The organism is Pedobacter gandavensis (genome assembly GCF_032678745.1).
GTDB classification, from domain to species: domain Bacteria; phylum Bacteroidota; class Bacteroidia; order Sphingobacteriales; family Sphingobacteriaceae; genus Pedobacter; species Pedobacter gandavensis_C.
Map to the genome: position 1 here is coordinate 1 of NZ_JAVTST010000013.1, position 14,133 is coordinate 14,133.

At 36.1% G+C, this 14,133-nt stretch carries 16 protein-coding genes; 10 read left to right on the top strand and 6 right to left on the bottom strand.

Annotation, left to right across the window (positions count from 1 at the left end):
- Window positions 1-469 precede the first annotated feature (469 nt).
- The gene (locus R2S10_RS24350; protein ID WP_316843000.1) at window positions 470-892 is read left to right on the top strand and encodes a putative quinol monooxygenase; all 423 of its coding nucleotides are present in this window, start codon (window positions 470-472) and stop codon (window positions 890-892) included.
- Window position 893: 1 nt separating this feature from the next.
- Here R2S10_RS24350 and R2S10_RS24355 read toward each other — a convergent pair whose 3' ends face one another.
- The 3 genes from R2S10_RS24355 to R2S10_RS24365 all read right to left on the bottom strand — a co-directional run bounded on the left by R2S10_RS24355 (window position 894) and on the right by R2S10_RS24365 (window position 2,925).
- Window positions 894-1,538: a Pr6Pr family membrane protein gene (locus R2S10_RS24355; protein ID WP_316843001.1), complete on the bottom strand. Its 645-nt coding sequence runs from the start codon at window positions 1,536-1,538 to the stop codon at window positions 894-896.
- 33 nt (window positions 1,539-1,571) lie between these two features.
- The gene (locus tag R2S10_RS24360; RefSeq protein WP_316843002.1) at window positions 1,572-1,913 is read right to left on the bottom strand and encodes a VOC family protein; all 342 of its coding nucleotides are present in this window, start codon (window positions 1,911-1,913) and stop codon (window positions 1,572-1,574) included.
- An 88-nt stretch (window positions 1,914-2,001) separates the two neighbouring features.
- The gene (locus R2S10_RS24365; protein ID WP_316843003.1) at window positions 2,002-2,925 is read right to left on the bottom strand and encodes an AraC family transcriptional regulator; all 924 of its coding nucleotides are present in this window, start codon (window positions 2,923-2,925) and stop codon (window positions 2,002-2,004) included.
- Window positions 2,926-3,204: 279 nt separating this feature from the next.
- On the opposite strand from R2S10_RS24365, the gene R2S10_RS24370 reads away from it, so the two are divergent.
- The 5 genes from R2S10_RS24370 (at window position 3,205) to R2S10_RS24390 (ending at window position 7,872) form a co-directional block, all read left to right on the top strand.
- A complete protein-coding gene (locus R2S10_RS24370; protein WP_316843004.1) occupies window positions 3,205-3,810 on the top strand; it encodes a hypothetical protein in 606 nt (201 codons plus the stop codon).
- Window positions 3,811-3,943: 133 nt separating this feature from the next.
- Window positions 3,944-4,504: a suppressor of fused domain protein gene (locus R2S10_RS24375; protein ID WP_316843005.1), complete on the top strand. Its 561-nt coding sequence runs from the start codon at window positions 3,944-3,946 to the stop codon at window positions 4,502-4,504.
- 595 nt (window positions 4,505-5,099) lie between these two features.
- Window positions 5,100-5,807, top strand: a complete 708-nt coding sequence (locus R2S10_RS24380; RefSeq protein WP_316843006.1) for an NUDIX hydrolase — start codon at window positions 5,100-5,102, stop codon at window positions 5,805-5,807.
- 115 nt (window positions 5,808-5,922) lie between these two features.
- The gene (locus R2S10_RS24385) at window positions 5,923-6,936 is read left to right on the top strand and encodes an SPFH domain-containing protein (RefSeq protein WP_316843007.1); all 1,014 of its coding nucleotides are present in this window, start codon (window positions 5,923-5,925) and stop codon (window positions 6,934-6,936) included.
- A 6-nt stretch (window positions 6,937-6,942) separates the two neighbouring features.
- Window positions 6,943-7,872 (top strand): hypothetical protein, encoded by a 930-nt coding sequence (locus R2S10_RS24390; RefSeq protein ID WP_316843008.1) that lies wholly within the window; start codon window positions 6,943-6,945, stop codon window positions 7,870-7,872.
- 83 nt (window positions 7,873-7,955) lie between these two features.
- On the opposite strand, the gene R2S10_RS24395 is transcribed toward R2S10_RS24390, so the two are convergent.
- Complete coding sequence (locus R2S10_RS24395) at window positions 7,956-8,603, bottom strand: hypothetical protein (protein WP_316843009.1); 648 nt, start codon at window positions 8,601-8,603, stop codon at window positions 7,956-7,958.
- 299 nt (window positions 8,604-8,902) lie between these two features.
- Here R2S10_RS24395 and lepB point away from each other — a divergent pair, with 299 nt between their 5' ends.
- Together lepB and R2S10_RS24405 are read left to right on the top strand one after the other, a co-directional pair.
- Window positions 8,903-10,093, top strand: a complete 1,191-nt coding sequence (gene lepB / locus R2S10_RS24400; RefSeq protein WP_316843010.1) for a signal peptidase I — start codon at window positions 8,903-8,905, stop codon at window positions 10,091-10,093.
- Window positions 10,094-10,121: 28 nt separating this feature from the next.
- Window positions 10,122-10,589 (top strand): nuclear transport factor 2 family protein, encoded by a 468-nt coding sequence (locus tag R2S10_RS24405; protein WP_316843011.1) that lies wholly within the window; start codon window positions 10,122-10,124, stop codon window positions 10,587-10,589.
- Between the two features lie 43 nt (window positions 10,590-10,632).
- Here the strand turns inward: R2S10_RS24405 and R2S10_RS24410 are convergent, their stop codons facing one another.
- On the bottom strand, window positions 10,633-10,992 hold the full coding sequence (locus tag R2S10_RS24410; protein WP_316843013.1) for a DUF4180 domain-containing protein: 360 nt from the start codon (window positions 10,990-10,992) through the stop codon (window positions 10,633-10,635).
- A gap of 161 nt (window positions 10,993-11,153) precedes the next feature.
- Between R2S10_RS24410 and R2S10_RS24415 the strand changes: the two genes are divergently transcribed.
- Window positions 11,154-11,876 (top strand): response regulator transcription factor, encoded by a 723-nt coding sequence (locus R2S10_RS24415; RefSeq protein WP_316843014.1) that lies wholly within the window; start codon window positions 11,154-11,156, stop codon window positions 11,874-11,876.
- Between the two features lie 3 nt (window positions 11,877-11,879).
- On the opposite strand, the gene R2S10_RS24420 is transcribed toward R2S10_RS24415, so the two are convergent.
- Window positions 11,880-13,328, bottom strand: a complete 1,449-nt coding sequence (locus R2S10_RS24420; protein WP_316843015.1) for a HAMP domain-containing sensor histidine kinase — start codon at window positions 13,326-13,328, stop codon at window positions 11,880-11,882.
- A 233-nt stretch (window positions 13,329-13,561) separates the two neighbouring features.
- Here R2S10_RS24420 and R2S10_RS24425 point away from each other — a divergent pair, with 233 nt between their 5' ends.
- Window positions 13,562-14,125 (top strand): discoidin domain-containing protein, encoded by a 564-nt coding sequence (locus R2S10_RS24425; RefSeq protein WP_316843016.1) that lies wholly within the window; start codon window positions 13,562-13,564, stop codon window positions 14,123-14,125.
- Window positions 14,126-14,133 lie beyond the last annotated feature (8 nt).

A 14,133-nucleotide genomic window follows, 5' to 3' on the forward strand; every position in this document is an offset into this window, starting at 1 on the left:
AACACTTATATGTTGCCACATATTTTTAATGTTACCAAGAAAGATTCTACTGATTATTATATGGCTTGGTAAGGCTACAAGCTATCTTAGGCCCTATCAACCTCCTACAGAAAGACAAGCAAAACCCAAGTATTATAAGTGGCAGTACGGAAGCATATAGGAGCTAGGGTGTCGCTAGTTCGAAGGTGGTATTAATGAAATACGATGGGAATAGGGTAGATCAGTGAAAATGGTATCTTTACCAGTAAGATATATAAAGGTTCTACCGCTTAATATGCGGTACTTTGTGGTGTTACAAAGGAATATCACTAATATGCAAAAAACATAACATATTATTCTTGTAAGCCAAAAAAAAACGCTGTTGTAAAATGTGTCATATTGCCATTGTTAATGATCAGGGAGAAGAGAATATAGAATGGCTAAGGTGAGTAACAAATGAGGAATATCTGATTATAAACCCAAAATAAAGATGATGAATAAGTTTTTAAAGTACTTTGTGTTTTTTTTGTTAATTTTAAATGCATCGTTAATAAATGCTCAGGAGAAATCGGGTACAGCGAGCGGAACAATGCTCGTAAGAATTTCTGAAATTGAAATTATCCCTGAACATCTGGAGGCCTATAATACCATTTTAAAGGAAGAAGCTGCGGCTTCTATGAAAGTTGAGCCAGGTGTGATTGCTATCTTTCCAATGTCTGAGAAAGACCGCCCGAATCAGATTAGAATTGTTGAAATCTATGCAAATAGGCAAGCATATTTGTCGCATTTGGAGACGCCACACTTTAAATATTATAAGAGCAGCACATTGAAAATGGTGAAATCATTGAAACTAATAGATATGAATGCGATGGATCGGGAAACCATGAGTTTGATCTTTACAAAAATGCAGTAATCTAAGTTAGTAAAGGTTTTGAGATTCGTTTTCCAATCCAAACCAGTATTAGGGATAAGACCAGAAATACGATCAAAAGATAAAAACTGTTGATCATTATTTTTTGGTAGCCCAAGGTCAGTACATCCAGGAAGGGGTATGGGTAAAAACCAGAGAAATGCCCTCTGATCAGCACAAATACTAAATAGACAAATGGATAGATTAGCCATGAGAATGCATCAAGCCATTTTAAGGTGCTTTTGGCTGCAAAAATCAGCCAATAGAGCAAGAATAAAACCGGTATAAATAGATGTAAGATTTCGTCTACAAGGCGCTGCAGTCCTTGTGGTTGCCAGGTAAAACGTAATATTAAGTTGTAAACCAGGCCAACCACAAAGATGTAGAGGGTTATAGAGGCTAAGTTCCTTGGTTTTGAAATAAAAGAGCTTTCTTTTTTACTGAAATTGAACAATAATTGGGTAAAACACAAAGCCACCATGATATTCGTTAGGATGGTGAAGTAGCTGAAATATCTGGTTAGAGATTCTATGACAGGTATTTGATTGTTTTGGATAATGAGATAGAGTTGTGTGATTAATGCAAACCAGCCAGCTAAAAAGCCGGTTATCAGGAATAATTTATTGGCCTTATCGTGCGTTTTCGTCATATCCATTCAATATTGCTCTGTTTTTTATTTACCCTATTTATCCGACCAGACTGCCAATTCATTTCCTGCAGGATCTATAAAATGAAATCTTCTTCCTCCGGGAAAGCTGAAAATATCTTTAGCGATTTGTCCGCCGGCAGCTATAATTTTCTTTTGTATTTGGATAAGGTCTTCGTGATAAAGAATAACTAATGCGCCGTTTGTGATGCTGGCGTCGCTTTTGAAAAAGCCTCCATCAAGTCCGCTTTCAGAAAAAGCGATGTATTCTGGTCCGTAATCGGTAAACTTCCAGTTAAAAGAGCTTTGGTAGAATTGCTTTATTGCCTGCAGATCGCTGGCCTGGAATTCAATGTAATTGATGTGGTTATTTTGCATGCGATCAATTTAAGAATAATCTGTTAAACGTGTTGAGGAAAACGTGGTATTGACGATTGAATATTGGCGAGTTGTTAATTGAGTTATATCACAAAATCGGTATAAAATAATCCACAATACACTTTTTCTCTGGATGTATTCTGTAATCATTATGGTATATCTCAAAAGGGTCTCTATCAGCTTTTTTATATCCGTTTTCGACCATCCATACAAAAAGACTATTCCAGGATTTTTCAAATTCACTTAAGTTGATTGTAAAACTTCCGACAATAAATTTCCCTTTTTCAATGGAGGTTCTTCCAATATTTCCTGACACCTTTACTGGGGTCCTTAGTGTAATACATGCGCTTATTCTAACTTTTTCGGGCTTTGTGGTTTTAAAACTATCGTGATAAATAGTAACCATTTTTGTATCGGGATACTTGAACAAGTCCAATGGATTTGCCCATTTAACTAAGGTATCATAAGCTGTTGTAATTCCTTGTTGTCCAATGCTGGTCACATAAGCCAATTCTAAACTAGCTATTTCCTTGATTTCAATTTTTGCATTCATTTCGATCCAATTTTTAAGATTATTAATGCTGCAAATGTATTCCTCAAAGACTACGCGCTCTTGCCCATTCTTGCTTTCTATTTTACTGATCTTGCTAAATCTGCTATGTTTTTTGTTACGGAACTCAGATGGACTTATATGGTAATATTTTTTAAAAGCTCTTGTAAGGGAAGAATTACTATTAAAACCATATTGAAGTGAAAGCTCGGTAATACTTATTTCCGGCTTATGTATTAAAACAGAAGCAACTTTTTCAATTCTTTTTCTCTTGATATAAGAATTTAATGTCTCATTTGTAATCGCCTTGAATATCCTATGAAAATGGAAAGGCGAAAAACAGGCAACTTTTGAAATCGTTTCTAAAGACAAGTTTGTGTCAAGATTTTTATCCATAAATTGAAGCGCCTTATTCACGCTGCTGATATAGGTGATCTGCACTTTTTGAGCTAAGCTTGCCATTATAAAGGAATAGGTGATATTCAAATATACATTAATCTTGCTTTTAAAAATCATCTGATGATGTTATCTTTTTTCAAGCAAATTGGCAGTTAAACGCAAATCAGATAGGTTAATTATCCTAAGGATAACAGAATAGTTATTATGAGTGCCATATAAGGAATATTAGTAAAAGATGTAGGTTGTTACATGTAGTTTGATGAGAAAATCTTAGAAGAAGCCTCGACCATAATGAAAAGGCCAATATTTTAGATTAGTTTGCGAAACAATAGTTTTTAGAAAATGGGTAGAAAGATAATTGAAAAAATGATTTGTTTAAAGGCCGCTTTTTTTGTTCTGGCAATGGTTTGTTTAACGAACGTTGTCTTTTCACAGGTTAATTATTCAGAAAGAATAAAAAAGGTAGCTGAGATTTCCGAAGATATGACCTATATATACACACCAATGGGGGTTAAGGAATTTGAAGTTTTATGGAAACAACCTGAACTATATTTAGATAGTGCCATTCAATATTTAAGACGTCCGAGTTATGAGGAACTTGAGTTTAGTGTCGTTTCCTTAAGTATGTGTGAATTAAAAACTGAAAAATATCTGATTTTTCTTGAAAGTTGTTTTGAGAGCTATTATGATAGGAAAATAAACGACGACATCATGGGGCTAGTTTTAGGTGGAGTTTTCGGCAATCCTTATATTAGGGATAATTCTACTGATGGCAGGGTTCAGGTCTTACTGAAAAAGTTGATAGAAAATAAAAAAACTTCTAGATCTATTAAAAACAGAGCAATTGATTATAGGAACGGAAAAGTTCCTAAATCTTACGAGGGGCCAAATCCAATGTTCAGATCAAAAAAGGAAATGGATGATTGGGAGAAACTGAATAAGTCGTAAAAAACTCAATAATTTATATAGGCAAATTAACTGTGTTCCATTGGCTAAGTCGTAGCAATAGAACCACTACACGGAACTTGTTAGCCTGATAAAGGCGAAAACCTTATCTTTGATTACAATAAACTCATGCCATTTGAAAACATATATTACAGAACTGGTTGGTCATTATGAAGCTTATTTTGGAGTACCTGGCAAAGGTTTAAAACTAGGGAAAGGACCAACGGATAAATTGCACCCAGATTTTTTTATTTTAGAATTTCCTTCCAATAAAAAGAATGATATGTTTTGTTATTGTACGGTAGGTATGTCCGCAGATCGTTCAGATGATAATTTAATAGAGTTATTTGTTTACTCAGCTAAAGCAGAGGAGGGTTTGATAGAGCTTCTAACTGTCTGTGCTTCATATCATAGAAATGGATTGCCACTGGATATAAATCATACGGTGAATATTGGACAGCCTTGGTTAAACAATTCACAATGTGACTATGGCTTTATTTCTAGTCCTTATCTTGATGGGTCTGAACTAGGGGTGTTTGAATATAATGGTCAGGAGATTGGTTGTTATTGGTTTATTCCTATTACACAAAAAGAAAGAGATTTTAAGATTGAACATGGGGTAGAGCAATTGGAACATTTGTTTGAAGATAAGCAATTGGATTATTTAAATCCAGAGCGCAATTGCTTGGTTGGGTAGAAGGAATAAGTTACTTATGAAAAATCTAATTATATTAATCTCACTTGTATTTTTTCTTTGCTCTTGTAAAAATTCAAGAAATGAAATAGTTTCCGAGAATTATGTAGAATTAAGTGATGACCTCAAGACTGTCGTAAGTAGATATATTGAATATCAACCATGTAGTGATTGTATTTATGAGGTTTATTTCGATAAAATCGAACCTCATTATTATCAAGTCATTCTATATAAGGGTGATAATTCGCTTACTGTTGACGAACATCAAAGGAACGGAAAGTTTCCAATGTTGTACACTACGATAACTGGCAAGAAAATATACTTATTCACGGGAGCTGAACGTTATTTTAGCCCTCCAAAAAAAGCAATGAAGGCAAAAAAAATAATTAACACTGCGAGTAAATCTTTCAATGTATGGGTTTTATCTGACAGTTTGAATAAACGAAGGATAGATACATTTGAACACGTCTATCCTTTTTTACCATTGCCAGCGAAAGCTGAATTTCCCTCCCCGTTTTAGTTATTGTATATTGGCTATAAGTTGAATTCGAGAAAACTCTAATAATTTCCCTTACTTTGTAATTTACCATATTTCTATATGAATAAGGCCGATTCTTACCTAGATCAGAATATCAAAGTTACTGTAGATGCTATTGTATTTGGTTACAACCAAGAGAGTGGGATATCTGTTTTGTTGATCAAACGAAAAATTGAACCCTACATCAATGAATGGGCATTACCTGGCGGATTTGTGCTCAATCATGAAACACTCGAAGAAGCAGTAGCGCGTGAGTTACAGGAAGAGGCAGGAGTATCTATCAACTATCTGGAACAGCTATTTACATTTGGTAAGCCGGATAGAGATCCTAGAAGACGGATCATTTCTATCTCTTATTTTGGCCTTGTTAAATCTACTGATTTTAGATTATTTGCCTCATCGGATGCATCAGAAGCGGCATGGTTTAATATCTATCAACTACCCGAGCTGGCTTTTGATCACAACGATATTGTGCAAAAGGCGATCAATCGACTAAGAGCGAAAATTACTTATGAGCCTATAGGTTTTGAATTATTGGACAGAAAGTTCCTCTTTTCAGATTTAGAGCAACTCTATATGAAATTGCTTGATCAGGAAATAGATCGCCGAAATTTTAAACGTAAAGTAATGTCATTGGGACTGGTTGTTGAATTAGACGAGAAGGCTCCTTCCAATAATGTTGGACGGCCTGGTAAATTATATTCTTTCGATAGAGAGAAGTATGAACAGTTAATAATCAAGGGTTTCGATCTTTATAAGTTGTTGTAATCCATGAAAATAATTGTATTTGCGTAAATAATACGCAAATTATTTGTGTGTTAAATTTTAAGTTCTTTTATTTGTGTCAAAATAACGCAAATAGTTATCTTAAAACCTAAAACATATGTTTGGCATCCAACACATCAAATTTGATTCAATGACCTATGTGTTTCATTTTAACAATGGACTCATAAAAAGAGAGGGCCGTGGCTTATCATTCTTTTATTTCGCACCAAACAGTTCTATCGTAGCTATTCCTATGGGGAGTAATGATCTTCCGTTTATTTTTGGGGAGTCCACTAACGATTATCAGCAGGTTACAATTCAAGGGCAAATCAGTTATAAAATAAGCAAGCCAAAAGAGCTCGCAGACATTTTAGATTTCACTGTTGCCGATAATGGGGTGTACAAAAAGAATGATATAGAAAAACTAAATCAGCGAATTATTAATGAGGCTCAAACGGCAACCTCTTCCTATATCCATAGCATCAAATTAAAGGATGCAATTCGATCAGCTAAGGCCATTGAAGAGCAAATTTTGGAAGGATTAAAGTCATCAGTTGCAATTAGCATGTTAGGGATTGAAATTTTAGGTGCAAATATCCTGGGTATCTCTGCAACACCTGAAATGGCTAGGGCATTAGAAACTGAAACCAGGGAAAAACTTCAGCAAGAGGCAGATCAGGCGATTTATGAAAGAAGAAATTTTGCTGTTGAACAAGAGCGAATCATTAAAGAAACTGAACTAAATACTGAAATCGCTGTTGAGGAGAAGCAAAAACAAATTTCCGAAAAGAAAATGGAATCTATGATCCAAAAGTCGGACAATGAAAGGAAGCTACGAGAGATGCAATTGGAAGCGGACATATCTGTTGAAAATCAAAGGAAACAATTCATTGAGCAAAAAACCGAAAATGATAAGAAAGAGGCAGAGACTCAAGGGTATGTGATAGAAGCCACGTTGAAGCCATACAAGGAAATGGATTGGAAGATATTAACTGCGCTGAATAACAATCCTGATCCAAGGTTCAATATTGCGCTTGCATTTAGACAACTTGCCGAAAACGCAGACAAAATAGGCAACCTGAATATCAGTCCAGAGCTATTAGATTCATTACTTAACGAAAAAACGAGATAAAAGAAAATGAGTGTAGAGTATGCAATCATCGTAAAGAACAAAACCAGGTTAGAGTCCTTAATTGAACGGTTCAATACAAAGGCACAAGCTAAGTTTTATATTGAAAGTCTGGGTGGGGATTTTAAGGATTATGAGATAGAACATGAAGCTTTTTATGTATCGCTAAATACCTTACAAACTATGATTACAAAAGTAATCAAATACAAAATTGTTGATAGAGCATTTATACCCTCATTTATTTTTTCAGAAAAGAACATCATCGTAGTAATAGGCCAGGATGGGCTTGTTGCCAATGTTGCCAAGTATGCTAAAGGTGTTCCAATTGTTGCGGTTAACCCTGATACGGATCGTTATGATGGGGTCTTATTACCTTTTACTACAGCTAATTTTATGTCTGGAATAGAGGGAGTAATCGCGAATCAATTCCAGTTTAAAACAAGGCGCTTCGCAGAAGCCAGACTTAATGATGGTCAGCGGCTATTGGCTTTTAATGATTTATTTATAGGAGCGTCTTCACATGTCTCTGCAAGATATCGAATCAGCTATGGAGCGAAAACGGAGGAGCATTCTTCCAGTGGATTGATCGTTTCCACCCCGGCAGGTTCAACAGGTTGGCTTAGTTCGATTATTAATATGTCCCATGGGATAGCAAGCATTTCTAACAAGAATCAGAAACTGAAAAAACCTGTTTTTAAAGAGAATGACCTGATATTTGCGGTGAGGGAGCCCTTTAAAAGCATCAGAACCCAAACAGATATCGTATTTGGATCGATCAAGCAGGAATCTTATTTAAAAATAGAATCTCTGATGCCATCTAACGGAATTATTTTTAGTGATGGAATCGAAGCTGATTTTTTAAACTTCAATAGTGGCGCGGTTGTTACCATCGGTATTGCATCAGAAGCAGCAAAATTGGTCGGTATTTCCAATAATTAAGACAGGCCTTGTCGATTTTAACTAAATCATAAGCCCTTTATCAGGTGGATGAAGGGAGGTGTTGTCCTCCCTTTTTGTTATTTTTAGAATGTTGAAGCAGGGGCAAAAGGTTGGTTCGAAATTGAAAACCAATATCCTTCGTACTTTCCTGAGTCAAAGGACATTTGATTGATTGTCCTTCCTGCATATGAATTGTTGAACCTAAGCTGATAAAGGTATCTTCCTGAATCATTTGTTGGATCTTTAAGTATATTTCTGGTATACCAAAAATTATCGGCAACTGAACAATTCATCTTTAGGGCAACTCCAGATTTATGCTCGCCAGTTTGCAATTCATAGCCTTCAGGTACATATGTTATCATTCCAACATGATGAACACTGGTTATTGCGAATCTTAGACTTACGTCGCATGTTAATCTATTTAAGTTACCAGTTTCAGTTAGGCTACCCGTAACGGAATTTATATAGGCCTTAGCATCTTGTACGCCCTCCTGATAGCCCGCAGCATACAAAACATTATCAAGATTAGTTTGACCGGGAATTATTTTAACAAGATTTGGGTCGTCAATTATTTGTTGTCTCAGGTTGTCTGCCCATGTGGCAGAAATACCAGTATAAGTAAAGACTTCAGCCCTTGCAGTACTCATTGAAGATTTTTCGTTAGGTATTTTAGCATCTAACGAAATCTGAGTCTCGACTTTTGCCTCTTTCTTACAAGCACTAGCTATCATTACTGTTAAAAACAATGATGAAATTAGGATTTTTTTTCATATTTGGTTGTTTTGATTAAATTAAAATCAATGTAGACTTTTTTAATGAAAATTAATGATTTTTTTAAGTAATAGTGATTCTGTGTTCGTAACTGAATTTCTCTTTCATGAATCCAGAAGGGCCTGACGCTAGCAAGGTACGGCTCTCTGGATTCGGAATACAGCTAAAGCCTAGCTTGTTGTAACAATGCAAAGGCTTTTTTCTCTAAAAAAGCAGAACAAGAAACCATTATCTCCTTAACCTGATTGATTAGTATCAAATGAATTGGAAATTATTTTCGACTAAGCGTGTTGCAAAAGACAGTAAGAAAACAAAAAAAAGAGAATGGTTTGATGCCATCATTTTTGCTGTAATTGCAGCGACGATAATAAGGGTGTTTTTTATTGAGGCTTATACCATTCCAAGTGGTTCAATGGAGCGATCTCTTTTGATCGGTGATTTTCTTTTTGTGAGTAAGGTGAATTATGGAGCCAGAGTTCCGATGACACCTGTTGCTTTTCCTTTCGCCCATCATACCATGCCAATTACGGGTACTAAAGCTTATTGGGATGGCGTTGCCTGGAAGTACCGTCGTTTACCGGGTTTATCTGAGATTAAGAGAAATGATGTGGTGGTTTTCAATTTACCCGTTGGAGATACTGTTGCCCTGGAAAATCAAGAGCCGAGTTATTATAATTTAGTCCGCCAGTTGGGTTGGAAAGGGGTGAATAGCCAATACACGGTAACCAGTCGACCGGTTGATAAAAGAGAAAATATCATCAAAAGATGTATCGGAATTTCAGGGGATGTAATCAGCATGAAAAATGGTATCGTTAGCATAAATGGCAAGATCGAACCTTTAAAAGATACCGGGCAAATGCCTTATAAAATCCAGTTTAAAACTACGGATATAAACTTTGATGTATTTAAGGAATTGGGTTTTACGGTTAATGAAATGCAGCAGGTAAATGCGGATACCTATATTGCCAATGCCAGTCCGGAGATGATTGACAAATTGAAGACCCTCGATTTTGTAAAATCTGTGTCCTTAGCGGTAAAATCGGAAAGCATAGATGACGGTGATCTTTTTCCGCTGGATTCAAACCGGAAATGGAATGTAGACAACTTTGGTCCTATGAAAATTCCTAAAGCGGGTTGGACGGTTCAACTGGATAGCCATACGATGCCGGTTTATTATCGGGCAATCAGGACTTACGAGGGCAATAAGGTAGAAAAGAAAGGGAATATCTGGTATATAAATGATCAACCTGCTACTGCTTATACCTTTAAAATGAATTATTACTGGATGATGGGGGATAACCGACATAACTCTATTGATTCAAGATATTGGGGCTTCCTGCCTGAAGATCATGTGGTAGGTAAGGCAATGTTCATTTGGATGAGCTGGGATAAGGACGCTTCTTTTTTCCATAAAATCAGGTGGAATAGGTTGCTGAAAGGCATAAATTAAAATAGATTTTCATTAAAAACCGGATCAAATGTTAATGCAATCAAAATTCAAGGCGCTTCTATTTTCTATTGTTTTAATCGCAGTTAGTTCCAGCGGTTTTAGTCAGACAAAACAGGATAGTGTAGCTATAAAAGTTGCTGTTTTAGACTATATTGAGTCTCAGCATGTACCTAATTCTGCGCAAATGGAGCGGGCATTACACCCTAGGATGGTCAAGCGAACTTTTTGGAAAGACAAGGAGACGGGCAAAGATTACGTTAGGGAAACGAGTACTGAATCTATGGTACTTTTAGCAGAAAGCTATAACAAGAAAAAGGATAAATTTCCGGCGGTACCTAAGAAAGAAGTTCGCTTTTTGGATGTTTCTGATAGAACTGCCTCAATTAAACTTATCGCAGATGATTGGATTGACTACCTACACCTGGTAAAACTGAATGGTTCCTGGAAAATTATTAATGTGCTTTGGCAATATCATGACAGTGATCGTCATAAATAGTACCGTGGACAAATAATACCGAGTATAAAATCGATGAAACCGCTTACTTAGACAAACGTTCCACTGCTTCTTCAACAGAATTTAGGAAATTGACTTGTCTACCTTGGTTGCTTTCGTAGATGAAATCTTTAATACTCTTTCCGGGATATTTATGGAAATCACCAACGATGACCAATCGCACTCTGTAATTAGAAAATTTTTGTAGGATTTCTCCTGCGATGCCTGTTTTTAGATCAAAAAAATCAGGCTTAATATTTGGTTCATGGAGGATGATTTTGTCAAAGTCCTGATAGTATAAATCGACCATTAATTGCAGACCTTCTTCTGCATTACTGATGACAAAGGAATCCGAAATTACTTCTGCAATTTTTACTTCTCCGTTTTGATGAACTTCTATTTTCATGGGGACTAAATTTAACATTTAATGTTAAAAGACAAAGATTGCAGATCTAAAAATGCTTTTATTTTATAAACCGAACAGTTGTATTGGTTTTTTTTGAATATGTTTACTCTTGGGTAGGTGAACTGTAAACTTGTATTAACTAGTGTTATTTTTAGGGTGAAATGAAACAGCATGTGCTTTTTGTAGAAGATGAACGTGATTTGGGGAATGTGGTGAAGCAATATTTAGAACTGGTAGGCTTTGAAGTAACATGGTGTCTAAATGCTCAGGATGCGTTAAATATCTACCAGACCACCAAGTTTCATATTTTGATTGTTGACATTCAATTGGCAGATTATGATGGTTTTGAATTGGTCGAAAAGATCAAAACCTTAAATAGAAATCAGAGTTTTATTTTCGTTACTGCAAGAAATGAAAAACACGATAGACTTCGTGGTTTGAAAATTGGTGCGGATGATTACATCGTAAAACCTTTTGATATCGATGAGCTTGTGCTCAGAATAAAAAACATTCTAAAAAGGAATGAACCCCTTTATGTGACGGAAGAAACTTCATCCCTAATTAATGAAAATGAACTGACTATTGGCGATCTAACTTTTAAAAAGGATTTGTTAAAATTGTTTTTGCCTAATCAGTCTAGCATCTCCTTAACCCTTCGTGAAGCACAGCTGCTGGAATACATGTATCTACATCAAAACCGCATCTTAAAAAGAGCGGATATCCTGCTGGAACTCTGGGGAGAGAATGATTATTTTCTGGGTAGAAGTCTGGATGTATTCATTTCCAGATTGCGCAAGGCTTTAAATCATTCTTCAGAGGTGAGTATCCAAAACGTATATGGTGTGGGTTATATCTTTAGCATCGCTGAACTCTCAAAAAAGTAGGCATTAAAACTTCTCTTTTTCTACTGGCATAGTAATACAAAATGTACTGCATTGGCCCGGCTCACTCGTCAAATTTAATTCCCAATTGTGCGCTTCTACGGTTTGTTTGACATAAAATAAACCTAAACCCAATCCTCGGGTTTTAATCCCGTTTTTACCACGATAAAATTTGTCGAATATGGATTTCATGAGCTTTTTATTCATGCCAACTCCATTGTCCCTGATACAGAGTGTGAGGCTCTGACCATGAGTGATCATCTCAATCTTAATTTCCTTATGCTCCTTTGTGTTGTATTTTAAGGCATTGTCGAAAATATTGTAAAGCATGGTGGTCAGTAAAAAACGATTCAATAATACCAGCGCATGAATGTGTTCAAAATTGTAAATGATGCTTACATTTTCGCTGATTTTAAGCTTATAGTCATTGATGATTTCTTCTAAAAGTGAAGCCATGTCATACACTTCTTTTTCTATCTCATTCTTATTCATCTGACTAATGTCAAGTGCCTGGTTGATCAAAGTCTGCAGGCGCTGTGTTTGCCTTTGTATCACCTCTGTAAGGGGGTAAATCTTGGAAGGTTCTCCAATGATTTCTTTATTTCGGATGCTGGAATTGGCGACTAAAATCGTAGCAATAGGGGTATTGAATTCATGGGTAATACTATTTAGAAAATCGGTCTTCATATCGGCCAGTTTCTTTTGTCGCAACCAATTCCTAAACGTAAAGTAGTAGATACTGATGACTAAGATTATAAAAGATATAGATAGCAATAGACTGAAAGTCATTGATTTCAGGATGATCATTTTCCTGTTGTCGTAATCTACATGGATGGCAAAGCCCATATAATAGCTTCTTGGAGTTGGCGAACTCACCATCAAGCCAGCGGTATGATTTTGGTTGGTAGGGTTCTTAAGCTCTCCATCTATGGCAATTCCATATTGATTTTGAATTTCCGGATCCAAATAGGACAGCTTTTCTTTTTCGGGTTTGTATAAGGAAACATAATTTATACCATTAAAGGTGATGGCAAGATCATTCATGACTAAAAGATACTTTAGGTCCTGGTCCAGGCTGTCCTTTTTCAAAATGGACTTAAAAACGCTATCCATATTACTGTTGATTCGTAAGTTCCTGACGATACTGTCGCAAACTTTTTGTTTCAGCAGCGCAAAAGCAGTAGGGTCATGGTAATAGTTATCTTCAAGTGCCTGCATATTTCTATAAATGATGCTGTCCACAATTTTCTCTCCTCCCGGATATAATTTGTCGTTGCGGACCACCTCTTTATAACTATTCTCGATGATGCGGCTTTCCTTTAGAATGTACTGTTTGTCTTTTAATTTATAGGTGGTATAAATCAGACTGAATTGTAAATAAGAAAGTATAATCAGACTAAACAGTGCAATTACTTTATGAGTTCCGGGGGACGATTGTATTTTATTGAAGGTCATTACTGCTAAAATAATCGTTTTATCGCAGGAAATCATTTTAAAGTAAACATTAACATTTCATTAAGTTTTCCTTAACAACTTCAAGATCTGGCAAAGCCTATTTTTATTGAAATGTTTTTATTTAGAAATTTTCCTAAAACCTTTTAATAGCAAGGAGGAGGACTAAATGAGGCATTGAAGGAAAAATAAATAACCATAAAAAATCATTACGATTAACCAAAAACCAAACTTGTATGGACTTATTAAAATTGCCGAGGAAAGCATCACCAGTGCTTTTTCTTGTCGCCGCATTATGTTCCGGTTGTGAAAAGGAAAGCTATCCAAAAACCGAACTTTTTACCTGGAAGGCGAAGGTAGATGTTACCTCGAAGGCTAGCCTTAGTGTTAACATAGAAAACAGAGATGGGATTGAAAGTGGGGAAAGCTCTAAGAAAGTGGTGGATGATGATGTCAACACTAAGTTCTTAATTTTCTCTTATGCGCCTAACTTCTATATGCAGCTGGAATTCCCACAGGCCCAGCAAGTGGCTTCTTACTCCCTGACTTCCGGAGGAGATGCGCCACTAAGAGACCCAAAGAACTGGAAGTTTAGCGGATCAAATGATGGTACTACATGGACAGACCTGGATACCAGAGAAAATGAAGTCTTCGCTGGTCGTACGCAAACGAGGTTCTTTAGTTTCAAAAACACCAATTCCTACAAGTATTACCGCCTTAGTATTTCAGCAATAGGTTCTGGCAGCTTATTCCAACTGAGTGAGTGGAGATTGATAGAAGTTCCCCTGGATCAACAGTAACAGACCAT

Coding starts and splice junctions, on each gene's coding strand:
- lepB (WP_316843010.1), top strand. CDS start 8,903: ATGAATTGGAAATTATTTTCGACTAAGCGTGTTGCAAAAGACAGTAAG.
- R2S10_RS24410 (WP_316843013.1), bottom strand. CDS start 10,992: ATGAAAATAGAAGTTCATCAAAACGGAGAAGTAAAAATTGCAGAAGTA.
- R2S10_RS24380 (WP_316843006.1), top strand. CDS start 5,100: ATGAATAAGGCCGATTCTTACCTAGATCAGAATATCAAAGTTACTGTA.
- R2S10_RS24405 (WP_316843011.1), top strand. CDS start 10,122: ATGTTAATGCAATCAAAATTCAAGGCGCTTCTATTTTCTATTGTTTTA.
- R2S10_RS24420 (WP_316843015.1), bottom strand. CDS start 13,328: ATGACCTTCAATAAAATACAATCGTCCCCCGGAACTCATAAAGTAATT.
- R2S10_RS24390 (WP_316843008.1), top strand. CDS start 6,943: ATGAGTGTAGAGTATGCAATCATCGTAAAGAACAAAACCAGGTTAGAG.
- R2S10_RS24395 (WP_316843009.1), bottom strand. CDS start 8,603: ATGATAGCTAGTGCTTGTAAGAAAGAGGCAAAAGTCGAGACTCAGATT.
- R2S10_RS24365 (WP_316843003.1), bottom strand. CDS start 2,925: ATGGCAAGCTTAGCTCAAAAAGTGCAGATCACCTATATCAGCAGCGTG.
- R2S10_RS24415 (WP_316843014.1), top strand. CDS start 11,154: ATGAAACAGCATGTGCTTTTTGTAGAAGATGAACGTGATTTGGGGAAT.
- R2S10_RS24425 (WP_316843016.1), top strand. CDS start 13,562: ATGGACTTATTAAAATTGCCGAGGAAAGCATCACCAGTGCTTTTTCTT.
- R2S10_RS24385 (WP_316843007.1), top strand. CDS start 5,923: ATGTTTGGCATCCAACACATCAAATTTGATTCAATGACCTATGTGTTT.
- R2S10_RS24350 (WP_316843000.1), top strand. CDS start 470: ATGATGAATAAGTTTTTAAAGTACTTTGTGTTTTTTTTGTTAATTTTA.
- R2S10_RS24355 (WP_316843001.1), bottom strand. CDS start 1,538: ATGACGAAAACGCACGATAAGGCCAATAAATTATTCCTGATAACCGGC.
- R2S10_RS24370 (WP_316843004.1), top strand. CDS start 3,205: ATGGGTAGAAAGATAATTGAAAAAATGATTTGTTTAAAGGCCGCTTTT.
- R2S10_RS24360 (WP_316843002.1), bottom strand. CDS start 1,913: ATGCAAAATAACCACATCAATTACATTGAATTCCAGGCCAGCGATCTG.